This is a genomic window from Zongyangia acetica, assembly GCF_038739695.1.
Classification (GTDB): Bacteria; Bacillota; Clostridia; order Oscillospirales; family Ruminococcaceae; genus Zongyangia; species Zongyangia gallinarum.
Genome location: NZ_JBBEWN010000009.1, coordinates 38,286 through 60,138, shown reverse-complemented (window position 1 = coordinate 60,138; position 21,853 = coordinate 38,286). Strand labels below are relative to the sequence as shown.

Sequence of the window (21,853 nt, the reverse complement as noted above, 5' to 3'; positions counted from 1 at the left end):
AACAATAGTAGTTTATCATAATACGTATTTCTTCGCAATTGTTTTGCCTGTAAATTCATAGTTGATTCTTACGGAATTTAGAATTTATTTTTAAATTTCCTTGACTTGTCCTATTCCCTTGTGGTATAGTATTACTACCTCTAAAAGGGTTATTTTTTTATGCTCATTTTTACGGGCATAAAAAAGGGTTCCCCTTTCTCGCCCTATGGGCAGCCGAAAAGGGATGGCAAAACTCAAGCGTTCTCTTTACGAGGGAGGCAAAAAATTCCGTTACTCAGGAGGTGCCGATATGAGAGTCAAAGTTACTTTGGCCTGCACAGAGTGCAAACAGCGCAACTACAACACCATGAAGAACAAGAAGAACGATCCTGACAGGCTCGAAATGAACAAGTATTGTCGTTTCTGCAGGAAACACACGCTTCACAAGGAAACCAAATAGGCGAGAAAGGCGGTACTGTCGAGATGTCATCTACGCAAACGAAGGACACAAAAAAAGGCAGGTTTAATCCGGTGAATCTCGCCAAAAGAATTGGCCGTTTCTTCAAAGACATGAGGGGCGAGACCAAAAAGATCGTTTGGCCCACCAGAAAACAGGTTATCAACAACACCATTGTGGTGCTTGTCATGATGCTGATTGTGGGCATATTCATCTGGGGTGTCGATGCCATCATGTCCCTGCTGGTCAATGCTTTCCTTACAAACGCTTAAGCGAAAAGCGTGGAGGGATTAAATCATGTCTGAATCCGCAAAATGGTATGTTGTCCACACCTATTCCGGCTATGAGAATAAGGTGGCTCAAAACATTGAAAAAGCGGTGGAAAACCGCGGCCTTCACGATTTGATCCATGAGGTAAAAATTCCCACCGAAACGGTGGTAGAGGTCAAGGACAACAAAAGTCGCGAAGTGGAACGCAAAATCTTTCCCGGCTATGTGCTGGTAAAGATGGTTTTGACCGACGACAGCTGGTATGTCGTGCGCAATACCCGCGGGTGTACCGGATTTGTCGGCCCGGGTTCCAAGCCAGTCCCCCTCACAGACGCTGAGGTGGAGGCACTGGGCGTGGAAACCAAACAGGTCGAGGTTACCTATGCTGTAGGCGATTCCGTTAAAATTATCGAGGGTCCCTTGGAAGGCTTTGTCGGAACAGTGGATTCTCTGGATCGGGAAGCCGGATCTGTGAGAGTAATCGTTTCCATGTTTGGCAGGGAAACCCCGGTAGAATTAGAACTTGGCCAGGTCGAAACCGTAGACTAATCTTTTTAGGGAACTTAAAGGCCCTTGGGGGGCTTTAAGCTACACAGGGATCCCCCTGTGTTTTACAGGGTGAAGATGAAAAAGTGGAGCTTCACCTGTGGGAGGAATTTTTTAAGAGATTCCGCCATTGACCACAATTTTTGGAGGTGCAAATTATGGCTCAGAAGGTAGTCGGCTATATCAAGCTGCAAATACCGGCCGGAAAAGCCACCCCGGCGCCGCCAGTAGGTCCTGCTCTGGGACAGCACGGCGTCAACATTATGGCTTTCACAAAAGATTTCAATGAGCGTACAAAGAATGACGCAGGTTTGATCATTCCTGTTGTCATCACCGTTTATGCTGACCGCTCCTTTACGTTCGTTACCAAGACACCGCCCGCAGCGGTCCTGATCAAAAAGGCCTGCGGCATTGAAAGCGGTTCCGGCGTGCCGAACAAAACCAAAGTCGCAAAGATCACCAAGGAGCAGGTCGAAAAGATTGCACAGCAGAAGATGCCTGACCTCAACGCGGCCAACATTGAGTCCGCTATGAGCATGATCGCGGGAACAGCTCGCAGCATGGGCATTGAAGTTGTAGACTAATGCTCTCCGGTGGGAGGAACATTCCGTAAACACCACTTATGAGGGAGGAACACAAATGAAACACGGTAAAAAATATCAAGACAGTTCCAAACTGTTCGACCGCTTCCAGACTTACGATTCCACCGAGGCGTTGGATCTGGCTGTGAAAACCGCGAAAGCAAAGTTTGACGAAACTGTTGAAGTTCATGTAAGACTGGGCGTTGACTCCCGCCATGCTGACCAGCAGGTCCGTGGCGCTGTTGTTCTGCCCAACGGAACCGGCAAACAGGTCCGGGTTCTGGTCTTTGCCAAAGGCGACAACATCGCTGCTGCTCAGGCAGCTGGTGCTGAGTTTGTCGGCGGCGAGGATATGATGCAGAAAATCCAGCAGGAGAACTGGCTGGACTTTGACGTTGTCATCGCTTCTCCTGATATGATGGGCGTTGTGGGACGTCTGGGTAAAATCCTTGGCCCCCGCGGACTCATGCCCAACCCCAAAGCTGGCACCGTTACCCCCGATGTGGCCAAAGCGGTCACCGAGGCAAAAGCTGGTAAGATCGAGTATCGTCTTGACAAGACCAACATTATCCACTGCCCCATCGGAAAGGCTTCCTTTGGCGTAGAGAAACTCAGCGAGAACCTGAACACTTTGATGGACGCCATTGTCAAAGCGAAACCCGCAGCAGCAAAGGGCCAGTATATCAAATCCTGTGTGGTTGCTACCACCATGGGCCCTGGCATCAAGATCAACCCTGCAAAATATTCTGCATAAGTTCTAAACTGCTCATTGACATGAGCTTCGTTTCATGATAAAATGATAGAGCTGTTTTCCAAAGACAGCAGGTGGTCAAACATAATGGGTTTTTTACCCGCCTGCCGAGGATGCGCAACACATGGATATTCTCGCGTTATATAGACGCTGGGTCTTCCGTTTTGTATGTATTGCCCTTCCTGCGGTTGCGGGAAGGGCTTTTTGTTTGTCCGGTATTTCGTTTCAATTTGATTCTGATCAATTGGATATTTTTCTCCCGGCTTTCGGGGGAGCTTCAGGAGGTGAAACATCTTGCCAAATGAGAAAGTACTGCAGAGCAAACAGCAGCTGGTCGCCGATCTGGCTCAGAAGCTGAAGGATGCTTCCGCCGGCGTCATCGTCGACTATAAGGGCATCACTGTTGCAGATGATACCAAGCTTCGTCGTGACCTGCGGGCTGCAGGCGTTGAGTATTCTGTTATCAAAAACACCATGCTCCGCTTCGCTCTCAAGGGAACCGATCTGGAGGAGATTTCCTCTGTATTGGAGGGTACCACCGCTCTGGCTACCAGCGCAACCGATCCTGTTGCTGCTGCTAAGATTCTGTGCAAATATTCCGATGACACCAAAGGAAAGTTCGCCATCAAGGCCGGCTTTGTTGACGGAAAAGCACTGGATGCCGAAGGCGTCAAGGCACTTTCCAAACTGCCTTCCAGAGAAGAGCTCATCGCCAAGACTCTGGGTGGACTCAACGCACCGATCTCCGGTTTTGCAAACGTACTGTCTGCCAACCTGCGTGGTCTGGTCGTTGCGCTTAACGCTATTGCTGAAAAACAGAGCGCATAAGGGATGATTTCCCGCGCTAAAAACAAAAGAAAAGAATTTATATGGAGGTAACATATCATGGCTTCTGAGAAAGTTTTGAATCTGATTGAAGAGGTTAAATCCCTGACCGTTCTGGAGCTCTCCGAGCTGGTAAAAGCTCTGGAAGAGGAGTTCGGCGTTTCCGCTGCTGCTCCTGTTGCTGTTGCTGCTGCTCCTGCTGCTGGTGGCGCTGCTGCCGCTGAGGAGAAAACCGAGTTTGACGTCATCCTGAAGAGCGCTGGCGCAAGCAAGATGGGCGTTATCAAACTGGTCAAAGAGATCACCGGTCTTGGCCTGAAAGAGTCCAAAGAGCTGGTTGACAACGCTCCTAAAGCCATCAAAGAGGGCGTTTCCAAAGCTGATGCTGACGATATCTCCAAGAAGCTGACCGATGCAGGCGCTGAAGTTGAGGTAAAATAAGTCACTTTTACAGAAAAAAGCGGAGCCAATATTGGCTCCGCTTTTTTTATGATTCTTTTGGGACTGTGAAGCATTTACAATTTTTTCTCTTCTGCCCAGATTTTCCTCTGGGCAGATTGTCATCCATGCTCACTCAATTCTTATTTCAGCTGATTTCCCAATTGATATGCCTGCCGGGGAAACATAGAATGCTGGGTCATAGAAGGTGTGCCGCAACCGGTTCCCAAAATCATCCCCATATCTGTCAGGTTCAAATAACGCACCAGCGTTTTATAATGGCATTCCAACGCCTCGAAGGTCCAGTTGTCGCTGTTCCACGCGGCAGCCAATAAAGCTGATTTCATATGTTTGCGCTGGATACTGCTATTAAACGCACAGAATCGGTCAATGAGTGTCTTTAGCTGGGCAGACATTCCATAATAATATAGTGGCGTCACAAAAACCACCATATCCGCCTCTAGAATCTTGGGGCGGATTTTTTCCATATCATCCTTCTGCACACAGGGGCCCTCATACCCACAGTGAATACATCCGGTGCAGGGATGAATGTTCCCATGGGCAGCATCGATGATTTCCACCGTGTGACCAGCTGCTTCCGCCCCCTGCCTGAAGCTATCCGACAGCAGGTTGGAGGAACCATTTCGATTTGGGCTGCCTTCCAACATGATAATTTTCATGGTCTGTTTCGCCTCATTTCCTTTGTATCAAGTGACCTGCGGCATCTTTCCGGCTTGGTATAGCCGTCTCCTTCTTGCGGAAGCTTAAAGGTCCGCTGCCCACCGTTTCAGCATATCCTCAGAGGGATTTCCATTGAGCAATTTTCCTTCCTTGATCACTGCACCCGCGCAGCTGGAGGCGAGTTCCTTTGCCGTCTTCCCCATGCCGCTTCCGCCAGAAGTGGCAAACAAAATGATGGTTTTGCCGGTGAAGTCATAGCTTTCCAAAAAGGAGCGGATGATGGTAGGCGCTGTGTACCACCAGATAGGAAACCCTAAAAAGATCCGGTCATAGTCCTGAATATTGGCGTCTGTATCGGCCAGTTCTGGACGGGAGGAAGGATCGTTCATTTCCACTGAACTGCGGGAATGTCTATCCTGCCAGTTGAGATCCGCCCGGGTATACGGCACAGCCGGTTTGATTTCGTACAGGTCACCGTCAGTTGCTGCTGCCAATTTTTCCGCAACGCCCTTGGTGGTACCACTTGCTGAGAAAAAGGCTACTAAAGTTTTTTTCATATGATGTATCCTCCTTGTCACTTTACATTTTAGGCTATTCTATCACATCAATCGTGATGGTTCCAGACATCTCACCGACCAGCTCCCCGCCAGAAACAACCTGTCCCAGTTCATACAGGGAGGGATTCTCGTTATAGTCTCCGTAAAACATCACTACGTCTCCCCAAGGCGCATAATAGGCCAGCGTGCCAGCTCCTCCTTGCGCCAATGGAGTATTGTCCGTATCCAGCTGCTGGGGCGGATAGAAGATTTTCTCGTTGGTGCTGTAATCCTCCACCTCGATGGTGAGGGGCAGCTGCTCATAGAAAGAGGCGGCCGCCCCACCATCGTTAAGCTGGTAAACAACAACATTTTCTCCAAACCGGACAGAAATCTGCCGGGATGATGTAGTTTCCGGCTCTTCCGAAGCTTCTGACGCTGAGGATGTTTCTACCACCGAAAGCGGTTCTGATGTTGCGAGAGGTTTCGATTCTCCTGCAGCAGAAGATGATTCTGTTACAGGAGATGACGGTTCCTGATCGTTGGCCCCGCAGACCGAAAGAGTAAATACCATCAGGCAAAGAAGGAGTACGCCAAAAAGTTTTTTCATATTCTCTTCCTCCCGCTATTAATAGCCAAGTCCAGCGACCCAGCTTTGAATGTCGCCTTGGGAAGAAGCGGCCTCCTCTTCGTAGCAATCAAAAATATTTTCGGAAATCACTGCATTGGGCGTTGCCTCTGTAATCAGCTCCACACTGTTGGCAAGGCCGCCAGTGCCGTGGGAACAGAATAGATATACCTGTTTACCAGAAAGGTCATTCTCTTCCAAGAAGGAAAGCAGGGCCATCGGCACGCCGTACCACCAGTTGGGATACCCTAAAAACACAGTATCATATTGATCTAGATTTTCAACATTTCCCCTTAGCTCTGGACGGGCATTGTCTCCCCTCTCCTGGTTGGCCCTGGCCAGACACTGATCCCAATCACTGGGATAGGGTTCAGTAACCTGAATAGAGAATAGGTCTCCTCCAGTTTCCTCCTGTACCCAGCCTGCCAACTGCTGTACATTTCCGGGGGCAACTACACTGGGCGAAGCAACAGCATCCACATCCTCTGCTAGGATAGCATTGTCTGCCCAGGAAAAATAAGCTACCAAGATATTGCTGGTTCCCCCTTCATTTCCCTCTCCAGCAGCGGATGATCCTGACTGCGAACTGGAAGTTTCTCCCTCTGCATCACTGTCATTCGGTTCTGCCGGCTCAGACACGGTTACACCCTCTTCAGAGGTTTCAGAACTATCCTGACCTTCTGTTGTTCCACATGCTGAAAGAGAGAGAATCATTGTTATTGCTAAAATAATCGAAAGGAATCTTTTCATTTGCAATCCTCCTTGTTTGTTTATTGCCGCAGGAAATCCCTAAACAATCTGCGGCTTTCCTACTGGTAAAAGGCTTTAGGATTTCTAATTTCATTATAAATCCCTATTTTTTCAATGTCTAATACCTATTTTTTATCTTTTGTTATGCAAATTAAGTATTGATAAGCTCATAAAAAGATCTCCTAGTCTTGTCTAGGAGATCTTTTTATGAGCTATAAACTTGGTGGAGCTTCTCATGTTACGCCAAAAATACCCAGTTTTTTGCCGAAAATCCCTTTCTATTCCAGGGTATTTTCCTCCTGATGTATCTTTTCTTGTCCTTCGCCCACCGGGGGAACTGGATGAATTCTTTTCGGCTTCTCCCCTTCCCCTTTGTCTTTGAAAAAAAGTTCCTTGGCGCCAATCAATAGCAGGAAAACGGCGAAGAGCCGGCGCAGCATATCCTCCCCTATAAAAAGAGCTGTCTGATATCCTAAGAAAACGCCGGCATATCCGAAGATTGTGACCCAAAGCACTACTTTCCAGTTGACCAGCTTGTTTTTAGTATGCATAATCAGAGCAATGACAGCAATAGGCATAAAAAAGATGAGGTTAATGGTCTGTGCCTCCAACTGGGCCACACCGGCAAATGCCGTCAGATAGAGCAGGAGAATTCCTCCCCCTCCCATGCCCATGGCGCTGATGGTGCCAGCCAGGAGGGCCGTGATCGAAGTAAGCAGAATATCCGTCCAATTCATCGCATCAACAGCCGGATAGCGGAAAAGATGATAAGGGCTCCGAAAATCCTCCGCAACAGCGTCTGGGGGATTTTGGGCAGAAGCCAGGCGCCCAATAGTCCCCCCGCAATGCCGCCAGGGATATAGAAGATCCAATTGGTAAATGCAAGCTGGGTTTTCCCCATATAAAGCCAAAGGCTGAAAAGACTGAGAAAAAAGATGACTGCAATAGAGGTGGCGTGGGCTTTTTTCACCTCCAGGCCATTTGCTTTGAGAAAGGGTACAGCTACCATGCCGCCTCCCGATCCAAAAAATCCATTGAGGAATCCAATGGCTATTCCAATGAGGGCAGTCGCTATCTTTTTCCCCTTCTTTATCTTTTCCAACCGGCCTCCTCCTTTCTTTCGGAATCAAACCATCCGGCAAAACAAAACTGCTGGCTTTAGTATTTCCTGTTTTTCTTAGGAAATGACAAGCCAGCAGTTTTAACTTTTTTATTCAGACCAAATTTAATAAAAACCGAACCGCGTAAGAGGCCAGAAAATATCCGGCCGCAGGAGGCACAAAAGCAGTACTGCCCGGTGAGTGACGTCCCTGTGGAGAGTCGGGGGCGCACACCGCCTCCATCGGCTGCTCCCTGCTGAAAAGCACCGGTGTATGTTCAATCCCTCTGCGTCTTAATTCCCGCCGCATGATCCGGGCCAAGGGGCATCCGCATCCGACAGTATCTGCAATATCCCCTAAAACAAGCTGGGAGGGGTCTATCCGGTTTCCTGTCCCAAGACAGGTTATCATGCCTATCCCTTGATTGCGGCACTCTGTGGCCAAATCTAGCTTGGCTGTGACCGTATCAATGGCGTCCACCACAAAATCGGGATGATAGTCATAGAGAAAGTCCCGATTTTCCGGCAAATAGAATTCCTCACGTAGTGTCAGCTCCAGGCCGGGATTAATATCTAAAAAGCGCTCCCTGAGTACCTGTGTCTTTTGCATCCCCAGTGCGCTGTGGGTAGCCACCAGCTGGCGGTTGAGGTTGGTCAAATCCACTGTATCGTGATCCACCAGCATCAGATGCCCTACGCCTGATCGAACCAAGGCTTCGGCCGCAGCGCTTCCCACGCCGCCCAGCCCCAAAACCGCTACCCGGCTGTGGGCCAACTTCTCCAGCCCCTCGCCGCCAAGCAGTAGCTCTGTCCGGGAAAGCCAATGTTCCATGGAGATTCCTCACTTTCAAAAAATGGGCATAAATATACCCCACAAAGCCGCCATGTGACTGTATGAAAACCCGTCATTACAACAGGGTGGGTGCCATCCCAGCAGTTTCACGCTCCCTTCATCCGCCAAAGCGGGAGGTCTGCAATCTGCTACCGGAGTCTAGCTCCCTTTTCATCAAGTGTTGGATTATATATGGTCACACTTTATCGCACTTCGCAGGGTGTATTTGTCTCAGTTTGTTTGTGATGTTCCTATTATACCACAGGTCATACAGATTACACAATGGAAATCCTTTACGATTCCTGAATATCGTAATATTCATCCAAACGATCGAGGAAAATTTCAGACACTTTGTTAAATTCCTCTTCGTCCTCAATGGCCACCAGGAACTCTTCTTCCCCTTCCATCTCGGATTTGAGCAGAATCAATTCCCCATCGTCTTCCACCGCATCCTCCGCGTCGTCATATACAGGAATCAATGCGATGTAGCGGTCGTCCTCTATTTCCAGGGTGTCTATGACCTCAAACTGGTGCTCTACCCCTTCGTCATCCACCAGCGTCAACAGGTCTGGTCCAAACTCCATCTCTTCCGGCATGCCAATCAACTCCTTTGGTTCTAGTTTTATCAGCGAGCGATGTAATATGAGTTTAATGCAATTGCTCTCGCCTGTCAATCCGTACACAAAGACTCCATACTTAATTTACAAAATATATGATTTTAGTTCAAAAAAACTATTGACATTATCTATAGTGTATGGTATATTATAGTCACAGGAAGGAAATAAAGATCATCTAACAACATAGTATCTGAAAGATGATGAATGAGATCATACCAAAGGGATTTGGAAAGGTCGAACCATTGTCCGAGAAAGATGACTCACTGTAAATGGGATGGTCATTTCCTCCGAAAAGTATCTGAAGGCAATGAAGGCCAATAAAAAGGCAGCATTGTCAAAAGGGATACTGATTGAATGATAAGAAAGGGAGGCGGTACCCATGTACGAAGAAATGCCAGGAAATTTAGTTGCGTTCCATAGATATATGGGCAGCGCTCGATAACATAATCTGCAATAAAGCGTTAAACCAAAAGTATGAAACATTTCGAGAAGAAGCATGTTCAAACGGTTAACAGACAACGGAGTCATTTTCCGATTGAGATTATGCAAAAGGCTGTATCTTCTGTAAAGAAAGAAGATTCCATTTTATCTTTGGAACGTGAAGAATTGCCGAGAGGTTTTCTTTCCATATAAGAAAAATTGAAAGTGGTGAATCCCATGAAATAGCTAAGGCAGCAGAAAAAACTGCCGAATCGGATAAAATTAAAAAAATCCGAGGGATAAAGAAATCGAATGGAGCATTAGTCCAATGTAATATTTGATGTTTATCCTGTTATTTCAGCAACGTGAATTCTTGCAAAAAGAAGCGTAAGCCTTGTATTGAATCAGATCAGCATTACAAGCGGCAAATGAAATTGCTCACGTAAAGCAGTGAAATGAGATCAATGCGAAACTTGCATCTTCCCGTTATCACAATAAGGTGATAAATAGTTCTACTTGTAGAAAGATAAATAAAGAATGGTTTATCTTTAAGAAAGCTAAGTATAAAATAAGCAGTGTTTCCTGTTTAAACTATGAAAGGTAATCACAAGTAAGAAGCCGCAAGTAGTTGCTGAGAGATTTCAAAGGGAAACCAAGCAAAGACAAATTTAAATTTAATATCTAATGAAATAAAAACAAACCGCAATGGTGAAAGCTGTTGCGGTTTGTTTTTTGTCTTCCCTCCCCTATTTTATTTCACAATTTGTTTATTTTGTTTTCTTGTGCCATCCTCTCTTTTGCTGTATAATGGAAATCGCCGTTCAAAAAGGCGTATGTTTTCCCACATCCGCAAAAGAATATAATGAGGTGACAAACCATATGAAAAGAATCTTATCAGCAGTCTTAGCCGCAGTGATGGCCTTCTCCTTGGCCGGCTGTTCCAGCGACAACGGATCATCCTCTTCCTCCGGATCAGAGAGCTCACAGGCTCAGGCTCCAGAGTTTACCCCAGGAGATCCTATCCAGCTCAAACAGTTTGAGGAGCCCCAGCCGGGTGAGGAAATTGCCATCATTAAAACCAATATGGGCGACATTACCGTCCGCTTCTTCAAGGATGAGGCTCCTAAAGCGGTAGAAAACTTCATTACCCATGCCAAGGATGGCTATTACGACGGTCTTACCTTCCACCGGGTTATCAACGACTTTATGATCCAGGGCGGTGATCCCAAGGGTGATGGTACCGGCGGAGAAAGCATTTGGGGTACAAAGTTTGAGGACGAGTTTTCCGATAATCTCCATAATTTCCGCGGTGCTTTATCCATGGCAAATGCAGGAACCAACACCAACGGTAGCCAGTTCTTCATCGTCCAGTCCTCCCAAAAGCCTACCACGGCTGAGGAGGAAGAAGCTTTTCTTCAGAACGTCTACTTCAACAAGTTGGTAGCCCAGGCAAGTCAGCGTCTCTACGAGAAATCTTCTACCGAGGAAAGTATAGACATAGATGCCTATAATGAAGAGATAGAAAAAGAAAATGCCGCGATCCAGGCTGCGGTCAATGCAGGCGTGCCGGAAGAGGCGCGGGAATATTATCAATCCGTCATTGACAAGTATAAGGAAGTGGGCGGCACTCCCAACCTGGATAACAAGCATACCGTCTTTGGCCAGGTCATCGAAGGGATGGACATTGTAGATCAAATTGCCGCTGTGGAAACCGATGACAACGATAAGCCCACCGAAGATGTCATCATCAATTCCATTGAGATCACAACCTATGCATAAAAGAAAAAGCGCCGTTAACGGCGCTTTTTTCTCAAATATGCCAGATAGCTACCAACGTGGTGACAACAATAATGCTGATACAGATGGAAATGGAATTGATAACTCCCGCTACCGAAACATCCCCGCCCAGTTTTTCGGTAAACACCGGCGCCATACAGGGAATGGGTGAAAAGGATACAATCACCAAAACATGTCTGACCTCCTCCGAAAAAGGCAGAAGGAAAAAAGAAACAAGGGCCAAAGCTGTGGCGCAGGTAAATCGTAGACCTACATTGGTAAGAACCCGTTTGATCTTTTTATGATCCAGATGAAACTCAAAAATCAAGCCAATCAGGAGCATAGAAAGAAAGGTGTTGGCGGAGCCAAAAGTTCCGGTGATGTCGTAGACAAAATCGGGAAACCTGAGTCCAGCAAAGGCCATGATCAGCATTAACATATAGGCATCAAAGGGTATAGAAGAAAAGAGCCTGTAAAAGAAGTATTTGGGTGATTGGTTCTTCCCTTTGCCTGCAAACTGGGCCGCCACCGCATAGGTCCCGCCGGTAGACATGATAGAGTTGCCCGCATCAAACATGCCGGTGACAATGACCCCAAAGGAGCCCATAAAGCTTTGTACATAGGGCATGGTAAAGCAGCCGATGTTAAAACCCGAATAGTTGAGGATGTTAAACGCTTTATCAATCCCGTCCATCTTCCTGGCCATAAAATAACCTACTCCCGCCATAAAAAGGTTGGCGCATAAGCCAAGAAGGATAATCCCCATCAAGGAGGGATCCATAGAAAAATCGTCAAAGCTGGTGATGATGACAGCAGGCAATGTCAAATGCATAATGATCTTCATGACAATCCGGTAATCGGTAGCACAGAACAATCCTACTTTTTTGAGCCCATAGCCTGCGGCGATGATCAGTACAAAGCTGAGTGCCTTTACCAAAATGGCAAACATATTGTTTTCCCCTCTTCACTGCAATACAGGTCTGTATCTTACGGACCCGGCTTCTCCCCATTTTATCTATTTATTATTTGAGCGGCAGCACATCCTTAAAAACGGCGGTGTACAGCGGGGATATCATCTTATCCAGATGGTAATGCCCGAAATACCAGCCCTTAAATTTTACCTGCTTTGCTATTTCATCCAGATAATCATGGAGGTTGTGGATGTCATGGCAGTCCATATCCAAAAAGGTTCTAACGGTGGAGGAAATCTCGTGGGTGACGATATAATCCACCTCATTGCCACAAGCCGCCAGGTTCTCCCTTCCCCTCGCAAAATCTTCTTCACTGGGCATTTCCTGTGGCCACCAAAGCTGGTTTTTCTCCCTGGACTCTATGTTCTCGCTTTCTCCCCCTCCAAAGGCGAAGATCTTTTTCCCCTCGATTTCGTAGACAACGCCACGCTGTAAATAGGAAAGATTGCCGCTGATATGGCGGGCGGGCGCGCCGCCCAGCTCAAAGAGCTCATAGTCAAAAAGACGGTCAAAGTTTTCGTGGGTACCGTCTACAAACAATATCTGATAACGGCGCTTTCCAATCCATTTGAGAAGCTTTTGCTCCTTCTTGCCGCCATCCCACACAAAGCCGAAATCGCCGCACACGATCAGGGTATCCCCTTTTTTCAGCTTTTTGAGTTTTTTACTCTTAAATCGCTCCATGTCCCCGTGAAGGTCACCTGTCACATAAATCAAGGCCACGTCCTCCCTTTTCTTGGGCTTGTCACAAAACATGCCCCGCGGCCAGACTCCCCGCGGGGCATATGAATTTATTCTTATTGTATGCCTGTTCCCCGCAATTTGTCAAGAACCCTTCCATCGTGACGAATCCGGTAAAAAGAAGGAAATTTGGCTTTCTATTTCTGCCCATTTCTGGTATACTAATCATAAGTAGATTTTTCTTTGATGAAATGTTATTTTAAAATTCCGATATCATACTGCGGGAGAGAAAAGTTATGAAAAAGAAAATTGCATTTATATTAGCTTTTATCATCTGCTGCTCTGTTTTCTCCTCACTTTTCACCTCGTTTGCCGCCTATACGCCTCCGGAATTCAATCCGAAAATCGATGAGGACGCGGCCATTTATATGGTCAACCTAGACACCGGTGATGTCATCTATGAGCAGAATGCAGACAAAGAAATGTATCCGGCTTCACTGACCAAGATCATGACCACCTTGCTGGCTTTGGAAAACACTGACGATCTGGACGCCCATACCGTAACGGCAATGAATTCCCTCTTCAATGAATTCGCAGGCATCAACATCTCCACCGCCGGTATTTTAGGCGGGGAAACCCTGACCATGCGTCAGCTTCTTTACTGCATGATGCTCCAGTCGGCCAATGAGGCCGCGAACATGGTCGCTTACGATTTGGGGGATGATTCCATTCCCAATTTTATCAATATGATGAATGAGCGCGCCAAAGAACTGGGATGCCAGAATACAAACTTTGCCAATCCCCATGGTCTTCATTCTCCTAGCCATTATACCACCGCAAAAGACATGTTTCTCATCACCCAGGAGGCGTTGAAAAACCCAGTTTTCAAAGAAATCTGTGGTTCCTCCCGCTACACCATTGACGGTACCAATATGCGGGATACCTTTACCCTCGTCTCCACCAATTATATGATGGAAAACGGCAGCAAGTATTATAACCCTTATGTTACCGGAGTGAAAACCGGCACCACTGATGAGGCTGGACGGTGTCTCATTTCTACTGCGACCAAGGACGGCTACACCTATCTGACCGTTGTGATGGGCGCGCCTCAAACCGATGAAAACGGAAATGAACTGGCGGATAACCTTGCCTTTGTTTACACCAATAATCTGCTGGATTGGGCCTTTGATACCTTCCGTGTAAAAACGCTCGTTGAAGCGGGAGAACATATTCAAGAATTGCCTTTAAGGCTGGTTTGGGGACAGGACTACATTCCTCTGGCCACAGGTGAAAGTTTCTCCGCTCTCATTCCCGCTGATATTGACTCTACCAGTGTACAGATTATCCCCAATGACGATCTGCCCGACTATGTCAAAGCGCCCATTACAGAAGGGGAAAAGTTGGGGACTGCTACAGTTGTCCTGTCCGGAGAAAGTATTGGCACCATTGACCTGATCGCTGGGGAAAGCCATGAGGCCAATATGCTTCTCTCTATTCTGGACACGATTGGCAGTATCTTTCACTCCTTCTGGTTTAAGTTCTTCTTTGCTTTGGTCATCATCCTTGTCATTGGATATATTGTGTTGATGATCATCCGCAACCATAACCGAAAAAAATACAAAGCGATTAAACAGCGCCGCAAACTCTGATAGAACAATCTCTCATGAGGAGGGGACTACGGTTCCTTCCTCTATCTTTTTAGAAAGGAGAATCTGGAATGCAGAACCGAAAAATTGACGGCGGCAAGCCCTTTGACTGGGGACGTACCTCTGATGACTACGCCAAATATCGGGATATTTATCCGCCCATTTTCTATAAAAAATTTTGGATCTCGGCTTATGCATTTCCGGTCAAAAGGTGTTGGATCTTGGTACAGGCATCGGGGTATTACCTCGTCATCTCTATAGCGCCGGTGCCCATTTTACTGGAATAGACATTTCGGAAAATCAGATTCTTCAAGCTCGCCGGCTGGCGCAGGACGGTGGTATGGACATCGAATTTATTGTCTCCCCTGCCGAAGATCTAGCCTTTTCTCCCAACACCTTTGACGTAGTCACCGCTTGCCAGTGCTTTTTCTACTTTGATTCTGCTCGGGTTCTGCCCCAGATTGCCCGGATGCTTGTCCCCGGCGGAAAGCTGGCCATCTTTTACATGGCGTGGTTACCAGAAGAAGACCCCATTGCAGGGGAAAGCGAAAAACTGGTCCTCCGCTACAGTCCTCAGTGGTCGGGAGCGGGAGAGCAAAGACGCCCCATTCCCATCCCCCCTGAAGCCCACGACCTTTTCACACTCACCCATTCCCTCACCTTTGACCTGCGTGTCCCCTTTACCAGGGAAAGCTGGAATGGCCGAATTAAAGCATGTCGCGGTATTGGCGCCTCCCTTTCTTCAAAAGAGATCTCCGACTTTGAAAAAGAACATCTTGCCTTGCTCAACCGCATCGCGCCCCCTTCTTTTGAAATTCTCCACTATGCCTCTATGGCAGTATTAGAAGTAAAAAAGTAAACCTTTACTTTTTTGGGCAGAACCTCCAAGCACTGTCCCTTTGGTTTTATAGTTTCTACAAAATGCATGAGACCCGTTGATCTCATGCATTTTTCATGCTAAGATATAGATGAAATCGGAAAAAACGCATAGTTTTTCTACACTTTTTTGTTAAAACTGCAACAAACATCTCTTTGGCGAGAATTCCGTAAAACATGATTGAAAAAGAAAGAGGGGTGTCCTATGCCAGATCCCAGTTACACACCATTACTGCTTCTCGACAACAGCAACATGATGTCCATCCTCAATCAGGGAGAATTTAAATGTACCAATCTTAGCTTCGCGGAAGCCAAAGCAATTTTGGAAATGCATGATGAATCGGATATCCTTCGCTGCTTTACCGACAACAATATTGAGGAAATCATCTTCAATTATCTCGGTATTGCCAAACGGGATTTTGCCTACAAGCATATCCGGAATATGCGGGTTGGACAGGACGCCATTGTTTTTAAGCTCTACATCACCCCATCGGAAACCCAGCCCATCATCCAGGCGGATGACCATGTAGAGGCAAAGAAGATTCAAAATGTCTATGTCTACTGTATGTTGGTATCCCGGACAAAATAAAAAAAGCGGCTACAAGCCGCTTTTTTTATTTGCTCTCTTCCTTGGCCTTTTCTTTTTGATTTCTCCGGTAGGCAAGATAACTTTCCAGAATAATGGTGGCCGCCACCTCATCAACCATGTCCTTACGCTTCTGTCCGCGGATATCCGCCTCGTTGAGAATTTCATGAGCCGTCACCGTGGTGCGGCGTTCATCCCACAATTCCACCGGAACCGTGACCACATTGCGCAAGCGCTGGGCAAAGCGTTCACATTTTTGGGCCCGCTCTCCTGTGGTGCCATCCATGTTTTTGGGGTATCCCACAACCACATGGGAGACCTGGTACTCATCCACAGCAACGGATACCTGTACCACCAATTTGTTTAGATCCCGTTCGTGGATAACACCAATAGGGGAAGCCAAAAATTCCGTCCGGTCACAGACTGCCAGTCCTGTCCTGGCGTCCCCCAAGTCTACCGCCATAATCTTCATGCGTCTTTCTCCTTTAATTCCTTCTGCCAGGCTTTATCATCGTTGATCTCTACACCCTCCACATGTAGGTGGCTGGAATCGTTATAAAATGCCACATGGGTGTCAAAATGATCGTCATATTCTACCAGGGTTACCGAGGTATTGTCGCACCAGGGCAGCTGATCCATTTCCTCAGGCTTCAGATGCATTGCAGACTGCATCAGGCAGCGGATGGCCCCGCCGTGGGAGACAACGCAAATGGTCTTTCCCTCGTTCTCCTGGGCCAATTTTTTGACAGTATCCCGCATCCTTTCACACACATGCTGGATAGTCTCCCCTCCCGGAATACAGAGCTGATAGATATGATGATCCCACAAATATACTTCATGGGGATATTTTTTCGGCATATCCGGCCAATACTGGCCTTCCCACTCGCCGCCGTTGATCTCTACAACTCCGGGCTCCGTCAATACAGCAAGCCCTTGTCGGGATGCAATGGCCTTTGCCGTATCCTGGGCGCGGGACATCTGGCTGGCATACACCTTATCCAGATGGATTTTCTTCATCCGCTCTCCTACCAGCGCCGCCTGTTTCCTTCCATTTTCGGTCAGCGGCAGGTCAGAAAGGCCCTGGAATACATGAGTCACATTGCCGACAGCTTCTCCGTGGCGTACTAAATATACCTTTGTCATTGTGCAAGCTCCTTCTTCGTGTGATCTATTGAACATTGAACAGTTACGATTTTACCAGGGTTCTACAGTTCCCACGATGTCGGACACCCTCTTGATCTGCTTTTCTTCCAGATAGGCATCCAAGCCCTCCACCACATGGATTGGCGACCATGGATCCCAGAACATGGCGGCGCCGATCTGAACAGCGGACGCTCCCGCCATCATCATCTCCACGGCGTCCTCCCATTTTGCGATACCGCCCATTCCCACAACCGGAATAGAAACGGCGTTGGCTACCTGCCAAACCATCCGCAGGGCGATGGGAAATACAGCAGGTCCGGACATTCCTCCGACATTGTTTTTTAGGATCGGACGCCGGGTTTGGATGTCAATGCGCATTCCCAACAAGGTGTTGATGAGGGAAACTGCATCGGCGCCTTCGCTTTCCACCGCTTTGGCGATGGAGGCGATGTCGGTGACATTGGGGGAGAGTTTCACCATCAGCGGTTTTTTGCAGTAAGGCCGTACTGCCTTGACCATCCCCGCCGCTCCCTCACAGGAGACGCCGAAAGCCACCCCGCCTTCCTTGACATTGGGGCAGGATATATTCAGTTCGATCATATCGACTTCTGTATCAGAAAGCCGCTCTACCAAGCGGCAGTAATCTTCTACGGTTGAACCGGCCGCGTTTGCAATCAGCACGGTATCCTGTTCTTTCAGATAGGGCAGATCATTTTCAATAAAGCTCTCCACACCGGGATTTTGCAGCCCTACCGAATTGAGCAGACCAGATGGGGTCTCTGCAATCCGGGGCGGAGGGTTGCCCAAACGCTTTTCATAGGTCATCCCCTTCAGGGACACGCCGCCCAACTTGGAAAGGGGATATAAATCCTCATATTCCCGGCCAAAGCCAAAACAGCCGGAAGCGGTAATCACTGGGTTTTTGAATCTAACGCCGGCAATGTTGACACTGAGATCAGCCACCGAATACAACCTCCTCCGCCTCGAACACTGGACCATTTTTACATACATGGCTATAGTTTTCCTGCCCCTGCTTGTCCCAGGTTTTACAAGCACAGACAAGACAGGCCCCGACGCCACAACCCATCCGCTCCTCTAGGGAAACCTGGCAGCGGATACCAAATTCCTTGGCAATCTCGGCCAAAGCCTTCAGCATGACCATGGGACCGCAGGCATAGATGATATCAATGCCGCCCTGGGCGAGCAAGGCCCGAACCTCTTGGGTGACAAAGCCCTTTTTGCCATAAGAACCATCGTCGGTGCAAACCCGTACATCACAGCCTTGATTTCTAAAATCCTTTTCCAAAATCACACGGCTTTGATCTCTGAAACCAATAACAGCGGTGGCCCTTTTCCCAAGAGACGTCGCCACTTCTACCAACGGGGGAACGCCAATACCGCCGCCTACCAAAAGAGCATGCTGGCAATGGCCTGATAAATCAAATCCATTTCCAAGGGGACCCATGATATCTACATTGTCCCCAACGTTCAATGCCGCCAGGTTTTTGGTTCCTTCTCCTTTGACCTCAAATACCAGCCGCAGATTGCCCCACAGCTTATCAGCCTGGCAAATGGAGATCGGCCGCCTCAAGGTCACCCCCGGGCAGCGAATATGTACAAATTGCCCCGCTTTGGCAAGCTGTGCCATTTCAGGACAAGCGACAACAACATCAAAGATACCTTCCGCTATTTTCTGCTTGGATACAATAGGAAAAAAGCCCTGTAGATAACCCATTTTATTGCTACCGCCTTTCTTACATACACAGGGTGAGCGTGCATTATCCGCTCAGCCACCTCTTTATTGTAACTGAAACCCCAGCCCCTCGCAAGGGGTGGCCTCTTCAATTTTCCAACTGGAACAGTATCGCTTTTTGTCAACTTTGTTAGGATATTTTTGCCAATTGTAAAATCAAGAGAAAAATGCCGCTACAGCCGGGCCTTGCCGCTGACGGAAACAATGTCATCCCGCATACGGATCGCTTCCCTGCGGGCTGCGCCTGCGAAATCCCGTTCATCACAGCCCTCTTTCTTCCAGGCACAGAGAATGCCCCGGGAGGAGTTGACAATGGCTCCCAGTCCTCTGCCATCGAAGGCTCCCGCTACATCTTTTGCGCCGCCGCCCTGGGCGCCGTAACCGGGTACCAGGAAAAAGGTATGAGGCAACTTTTTCCGCAATTCGGTCAACTGATCGGGATAGGTGGCGCCCACTACGGCGCCAACACCAGAATAACCGTATTTTCCAGGCAGGGATTCACCCCATGCCTCGCACATCCCGCCCATGATCTCATAGACAGTTTTTTCTCCAATTTTCTGATCCTGCAATTCCCCTGAAGAGGGATTGGAGGTCTTAACCAGCACAAAAATGCCTTTATCCTCCTTGGCGCAAACCGAAAGCAGGGGCTTGATGCCGTCACTGCCCAGGTAACCGTTGACGGTCAAAGCATCACTGCCAAAGGGGGTAAACATTTCCCCCTCTACCTCTACCTCTCCCAGATGGGCAATGGCATAGGCTTCCATGGTGGTGCCGATGTCGTTGCGCTTGCCGTCGGCGATGACAAACATTCCCTTTTCCTGCGCGTAGTCCACCGTCTCATAAAAGGTCCTGATTCCCTCTACCCCGTACATTTCATAATAGGCCAACTGGGGCTTTACTGCTGGAACTACATCACATAAAGCGTCAATGAGCGCCTTGTTGTAGTTCAAAATAGCCACAGCAGCTCCTTTTAAATTTTTTCCGCAGAGGGCGAATGCCTCTTCCTTCAGATAGGAGGGAAGGTAATCCAGCTTTGGATCAAGTCCCGCCACCGTAGGATTTCCGGTTTCCACAATCTTCTCAATCATTCGGTCCAGTGACATAATCTTTCTCCATTTCCGCCGCCGGACAGCGGCTTTTTCTATTAATAGACACTCAGGTCCCCATTACTGGTCTTCAAATACAACCTGTCCCCCTAGGATGGTGGTTTTTACCTTTCCCGTCAGCTCCCGTCCATGGAAGGGGGTATTCTTTGATTTTCCATGGAGTTTATTGCGATCCACCACCCATTTTTTCTTGGTGTCAATAATGATAAGATCCGCTGGATTGCCCACGTGGAGGGAGTTGTCCCCCAGCTTCATGATCCGGGCGGGGTTGAGACTCATCAGACGAATCAGATGATCCAAACTAATGATGCCGGATTCCACCAATGCCGTATAGGAAGCGGCAAAAGAGGTTTCCAAACCTACCACGCCGTTAGGCGCTGTGAGAAAATCCGCCTTTTCCTCTTCGCTGTGGGGAGCGTGATCGGTGATGATGGCGTCAATGGTGCCATCCACAATGCCAGCAATCACCTCCGCTACATCCGCATGCTCCCGCAGTGGCGGGTTCATCCGCAGATTGGCGTCCCGGGAGAAAAGTTCCCGGTCGGTCAGCATGAAGTAGTGGGGCGCTGTCTCACAGGTCACCTTGGCACCCCGTCGTTTGGCATCCCGGATGATCCTTACAGACCCCTTGGTACTGACATGGGCGATGTGGATGGATGTACCTGTGGCCTCTGCCAAAGCAATCTCCCTGGCGGTAATGCTGTCCTCAGAGCTGCGGTCCATTCCTTTGACACCAAGATCCACCGATACAGCCCCTTTATTGATGATACCGCCATCCACAATGGATAGATCTTCACAGTGGCTGATGACCGGCAGATGCAGTGCATGACAAAGCTCCATCGCCTCCTGCATCAACCGCGCATTCTCTACCGGCCGGCCATCGTCGGTGACGGCAATGGCTCCTGCCGCCATCAGTTGGGAAAAATCACTGAGTTCCTGTCCCTTCATTCCTCTGGTAATGGTGGCTGTGGGGTAAACCTTGGCTTTGGCATCCTTTGCACGGTCGTAGATATAAGAGATAAGCTCCTCGCTATCTATGGGGGGCTTTGTATTGGGCATGCAGATCACCGAAGTCACCCCGCCCGCCGCTGCCGCCTCACAGCCGGAAAGAATATCCTCTTTGTAGGTAAGTCCCGGATCCCTCAGATGGACATGCATATCCACCAGACCCGGCGCCACCACCAATCCAGTGGCATCAATCACCTGGGGGGCAGCTGATGCGTCGATATGTGGCTGAATCGCGGTAATCACCCCATGGCTTATACCGATATCCAGATGTTCGTGGATCCGGTTTTTGGGATCGATAACCAATGCTCCTTTAATGAGTAAGTCCATATTACGTCTCCCTTTTCTTTGTATAAATACTGACCTCGTCCACACCGTCCCTCTCTACCAGCATCACCCGGATTTCTTCCTCGTGGGAGGTAGGCACATTTTTCCCAACAAAATCCGGGCGCAAAGGCAGTTCCCGGTGTCCTCGGTCGATAAGGACTGCCAGCTGTACGGCCCTTGGCCGTCCCCGGGCCATGACAGCATCCAAGGCCGCCCTGGTGCTCCGTCCTGTATACATAACGTCATCCACCAGGATAATCTTCTTCCCTGTCACAGCAAAGGGAATCTCACTGGTATCCTCAATGCCGTCTGTCTGCTTAAGATCATCCCGGAAAGGTGTAATATCCAATATGCCTACCGGCACAGTATTCCCTTCAATTTCTCCGATTTTCTCAGCAATCCGGCGGGCGATTTCCCCTCCCCGGGATTTGATGCCCAGGATGCAAAGGTTAGCCACACCGTGATTACGTTCGATAATTTCATAGGTAATCCGCGCTATCGCCCGTCCCATAGACTTTGCGTCCATAATCTGTGCCTTTTCTTTGAACATTCCCGTCCTCCCTTCTCCATCAA

The 21,853-nt window shown here is 48.4% G+C and carries 29 protein-coding genes, 1 other RNA gene and 1 other annotated feature; of the genes, 12 read left to right on the top strand and 18 right to left on the bottom strand.

Going from position 1 to position 21,853, the window contains the following annotated elements; genetic code table 11:
• The first annotated feature begins 289 nt into the window (after positions 1 to 289).
• The 7 genes from rpmG (at position 290) to rplL (ending at position 3,850) form a co-directional block, all read left to right on the top strand.
• Entirely contained in the window at positions 290 to 439 is a 150-nt protein-coding gene (gene rpmG / locus WGC32_RS09475) for a 50S ribosomal protein L33 (RefSeq protein ID WP_178489057.1), read from the top strand.
• 71 nt (positions 440 to 510) lie between these two features.
• A complete protein-coding gene (secE, locus tag WGC32_RS09470; protein WP_342681518.1) occupies positions 511 to 708 on the top strand; it encodes a preprotein translocase subunit SecE in 198 nt (65 codons plus the stop codon).
• Between the two features lie 25 nt (positions 709 to 733).
• Positions 734 to 1,255, top strand: coding sequence for a transcription termination/antitermination protein NusG (gene nusG / locus WGC32_RS09465; RefSeq protein ID WP_342681517.1), 522 nt, complete (start codon positions 734 to 736; stop codon positions 1,253 to 1,255).
• A gap of 155 nt (positions 1,256 to 1,410) precedes the next feature.
• Positions 1,411 to 1,836: a 50S ribosomal protein L11 gene (gene rplK / locus WGC32_RS09460; RefSeq protein WP_191481829.1), complete on the top strand. Its 426-nt coding sequence runs from the start codon at positions 1,411 to 1,413 to the stop codon at positions 1,834 to 1,836.
• Between the two features lie 55 nt (positions 1,837 to 1,891).
• Positions 1,892 to 2,587 carry a 50S ribosomal protein L1 gene (rplA, locus tag WGC32_RS09455; protein WP_191481830.1) on the top strand — a complete coding sequence of 232 codons (696 nt, stop codon included), beginning with the start codon at positions 1,892 to 1,894 and terminating at the stop codon, positions 2,585 to 2,587.
• A gap of 40 nt (positions 2,588 to 2,627) precedes the next feature.
• Positions 2,628 to 2,800: a sequence feature (ribosomal protein L10 leader region), on the top strand.
• Between the two features lie 78 nt (positions 2,801 to 2,878).
• Entirely contained in the window at positions 2,879 to 3,412 is a 534-nt protein-coding gene (rplJ, locus tag WGC32_RS09450; protein WP_191481831.1) for a 50S ribosomal protein L10, read from the top strand.
• Positions 3,413 to 3,469: 57 nt separating this feature from the next.
• Positions 3,470 to 3,850 carry a 50S ribosomal protein L7/L12 gene (rplL, locus tag WGC32_RS09445; protein ID WP_191481832.1) on the top strand — a complete coding sequence of 127 codons (381 nt, stop codon included), beginning with the start codon at positions 3,470 to 3,472 and terminating at the stop codon, positions 3,848 to 3,850.
• Positions 3,851 to 3,990: 140 nt separating this feature from the next.
• On the opposite strand, the gene WGC32_RS09440 is transcribed toward rplL, so the two are convergent.
• From WGC32_RS09440 to WGC32_RS09400, 9 genes are all read right to left on the bottom strand, one after another.
• Positions 3,991 to 4,527: a flavodoxin family protein gene (locus tag WGC32_RS09440; protein WP_342681516.1), complete on the bottom strand. Its 537-nt coding sequence runs from the start codon at positions 4,525 to 4,527 to the stop codon at positions 3,991 to 3,993.
• Between the two features lie 84 nt (positions 4,528 to 4,611).
• Positions 4,612 to 5,085 carry a flavodoxin gene (locus WGC32_RS09435; RefSeq protein WP_342681515.1) on the bottom strand — a complete coding sequence of 158 codons (474 nt, stop codon included), beginning with the start codon at positions 5,083 to 5,085 and terminating at the stop codon, positions 4,612 to 4,614.
• A gap of 34 nt (positions 5,086 to 5,119) precedes the next feature.
• The gene (locus WGC32_RS09430) at positions 5,120 to 5,674 is read right to left on the bottom strand and encodes a cyclophilin-like fold protein (protein WP_342681514.1); all 555 of its coding nucleotides are present in this window, start codon (positions 5,672 to 5,674) and stop codon (positions 5,120 to 5,122) included.
• A gap of 18 nt (positions 5,675 to 5,692) precedes the next feature.
• Positions 5,693 to 6,442 (bottom strand): flavodoxin, encoded by a 750-nt coding sequence (locus WGC32_RS09425; protein WP_342681513.1) that lies wholly within the window; start codon positions 6,440 to 6,442, stop codon positions 5,693 to 5,695.
• Positions 6,443 to 6,720: 278 nt separating this feature from the next.
• Positions 6,721 to 7,179 (bottom strand): sulfite exporter TauE/SafE family protein, encoded by a 459-nt coding sequence (locus WGC32_RS09420; RefSeq protein ID WP_342681512.1) that lies wholly within the window; start codon positions 7,177 to 7,179, stop codon positions 6,721 to 6,723.
• Positions 7,176 to 7,544 carry a sulfite exporter TauE/SafE family protein gene (locus WGC32_RS09415; protein WP_342681511.1) on the bottom strand — a complete coding sequence of 123 codons (369 nt, stop codon included), beginning with the start codon at positions 7,542 to 7,544 and terminating at the stop codon, positions 7,176 to 7,178. The genes WGC32_RS09420 and WGC32_RS09415 overlap by 4 nt, the downstream gene beginning before the upstream one ends.
• Positions 7,545 to 7,656: 112 nt before the next feature.
• Positions 7,657 to 8,373: a tRNA threonylcarbamoyladenosine dehydratase gene (locus WGC32_RS09410; RefSeq protein ID WP_342681510.1), complete on the bottom strand. Its 717-nt coding sequence runs from the start codon at positions 8,371 to 8,373 to the stop codon at positions 7,657 to 7,659.
• A gap of 32 nt (positions 8,374 to 8,405) precedes the next feature.
• Positions 8,406 to 8,598: non-coding RNA, 6S RNA (gene ssrS, locus WGC32_RS09405), on the bottom strand.
• Positions 8,599 to 8,666: 68 nt separating this feature from the next.
• On the bottom strand, positions 8,667 to 8,969 hold the full coding sequence (locus WGC32_RS09400) for a DUF1292 domain-containing protein (RefSeq protein WP_191481839.1): 303 nt from the start codon (positions 8,967 to 8,969) through the stop codon (positions 8,667 to 8,669).
• A 1,320-nt stretch (positions 8,970 to 10,289) separates the two neighbouring features.
• Here WGC32_RS09400 and WGC32_RS09395 point away from each other — a divergent pair.
• On the top strand, positions 10,290 to 11,189 hold the full coding sequence (locus WGC32_RS09395; protein ID WP_342681509.1) for a peptidylprolyl isomerase: 900 nt from the start codon (positions 10,290 to 10,292) through the stop codon (positions 11,187 to 11,189).
• 31 nt (positions 11,190 to 11,220) lie between these two features.
• Here the strand turns inward: WGC32_RS09395 and WGC32_RS09390 are convergent, their stop codons facing one another.
• Both WGC32_RS09390 and WGC32_RS09385 read right to left on the bottom strand, forming a co-directional pair.
• On the bottom strand, positions 11,221 to 12,135 hold the full coding sequence (locus tag WGC32_RS09390; RefSeq protein WP_342681508.1) for an AEC family transporter: 915 nt from the start codon (positions 12,133 to 12,135) through the stop codon (positions 11,221 to 11,223).
• A gap of 73 nt (positions 12,136 to 12,208) precedes the next feature.
• Complete coding sequence (locus WGC32_RS09385; RefSeq protein WP_342681683.1) at positions 12,209 to 12,865, bottom strand: metallophosphoesterase; 657 nt, start codon at positions 12,863 to 12,865, stop codon at positions 12,209 to 12,211.
• Between the two features lie 269 nt (positions 12,866 to 13,134).
• On the opposite strand from WGC32_RS09385, the gene WGC32_RS09380 reads away from it, so the two are divergent.
• The 4 genes from WGC32_RS09380 to WGC32_RS09365 all read left to right on the top strand — a co-directional run bounded on the left by WGC32_RS09380 (position 13,135) and on the right by WGC32_RS09365 (position 15,949).
• On the top strand, positions 13,135 to 14,487 hold the full coding sequence (locus tag WGC32_RS09380; RefSeq protein ID WP_342681507.1) for a D-alanyl-D-alanine carboxypeptidase family protein: 1,353 nt from the start codon (positions 13,135 to 13,137) through the stop codon (positions 14,485 to 14,487).
• Positions 14,488 to 14,555: 68 nt separating this feature from the next.
• Positions 14,556 to 14,771: a hypothetical protein gene (locus tag WGC32_RS09375; RefSeq protein WP_342681506.1), complete on the top strand. Its 216-nt coding sequence runs from the start codon at positions 14,556 to 14,558 to the stop codon at positions 14,769 to 14,771.
• Positions 14,696 to 15,343 carry a class I SAM-dependent methyltransferase gene (locus WGC32_RS09370; RefSeq protein ID WP_342681505.1) on the top strand — a complete coding sequence of 216 codons (648 nt, stop codon included), beginning with the start codon at positions 14,696 to 14,698 and terminating at the stop codon, positions 15,341 to 15,343. Before WGC32_RS09375 ends, WGC32_RS09370 begins: the two co-directional genes overlap by 76 nt.
• A 222-nt stretch (positions 15,344 to 15,565) precedes the next feature.
• Positions 15,566 to 15,949, top strand: coding sequence for a hypothetical protein (locus WGC32_RS09365; RefSeq protein ID WP_191481845.1), 384 nt, complete (start codon positions 15,566 to 15,568; stop codon positions 15,947 to 15,949).
• 25 nt (positions 15,950 to 15,974) lie between these two features.
• Here WGC32_RS09365 and ruvX read toward each other — a convergent pair whose 3' ends face one another.
• From ruvX to pyrR, 7 genes are all read right to left on the bottom strand, one after another.
• Positions 15,975 to 16,418, bottom strand: a complete 444-nt coding sequence (gene ruvX / locus WGC32_RS09360; RefSeq protein ID WP_191481846.1) for a Holliday junction resolvase RuvX — start codon at positions 16,416 to 16,418, stop codon at positions 15,975 to 15,977.
• A complete protein-coding gene (locus WGC32_RS09355; RefSeq protein ID WP_342681504.1) occupies positions 16,415 to 17,089 on the bottom strand; it encodes a histidine phosphatase family protein in 675 nt (224 codons plus the stop codon). Before WGC32_RS09355 ends, ruvX begins: the two co-directional genes overlap by 4 nt.
• A 51-nt stretch (positions 17,090 to 17,140) precedes the next feature.
• A complete protein-coding gene (locus WGC32_RS09350; protein WP_342681503.1) occupies positions 17,141 to 18,052 on the bottom strand; it encodes a dihydroorotate dehydrogenase in 912 nt (303 codons plus the stop codon).
• A complete protein-coding gene (locus tag WGC32_RS09345) occupies positions 18,045 to 18,824 on the bottom strand; it encodes a dihydroorotate dehydrogenase electron transfer subunit (protein ID WP_342681502.1) in 780 nt (259 codons plus the stop codon). Before WGC32_RS09345 ends, WGC32_RS09350 begins: the two co-directional genes overlap by 8 nt.
• 191 nt (positions 18,825 to 19,015) lie before the next feature.
• Positions 19,016 to 19,945, bottom strand: a complete 930-nt coding sequence (pyrF, locus tag WGC32_RS09340; RefSeq protein WP_191481850.1) for an orotidine-5'-phosphate decarboxylase — start codon at positions 19,943 to 19,945, stop codon at positions 19,016 to 19,018.
• 63 nt (positions 19,946 to 20,008) lie between these two features.
• Positions 20,009 to 21,283, bottom strand: coding sequence for a dihydroorotase (locus tag WGC32_RS09335; RefSeq protein ID WP_191481851.1), 1,275 nt, complete (start codon positions 21,281 to 21,283; stop codon positions 20,009 to 20,011).
• Between the two features lies 1 nt (position 21,284).
• Positions 21,285 to 21,830, bottom strand: coding sequence for a bifunctional pyr operon transcriptional regulator/uracil phosphoribosyltransferase PyrR (gene pyrR, locus WGC32_RS09330; protein WP_342681501.1), 546 nt, complete (start codon positions 21,828 to 21,830; stop codon positions 21,285 to 21,287).
• Positions 21,831 to 21,853: the final 23 nt, after the last annotated feature.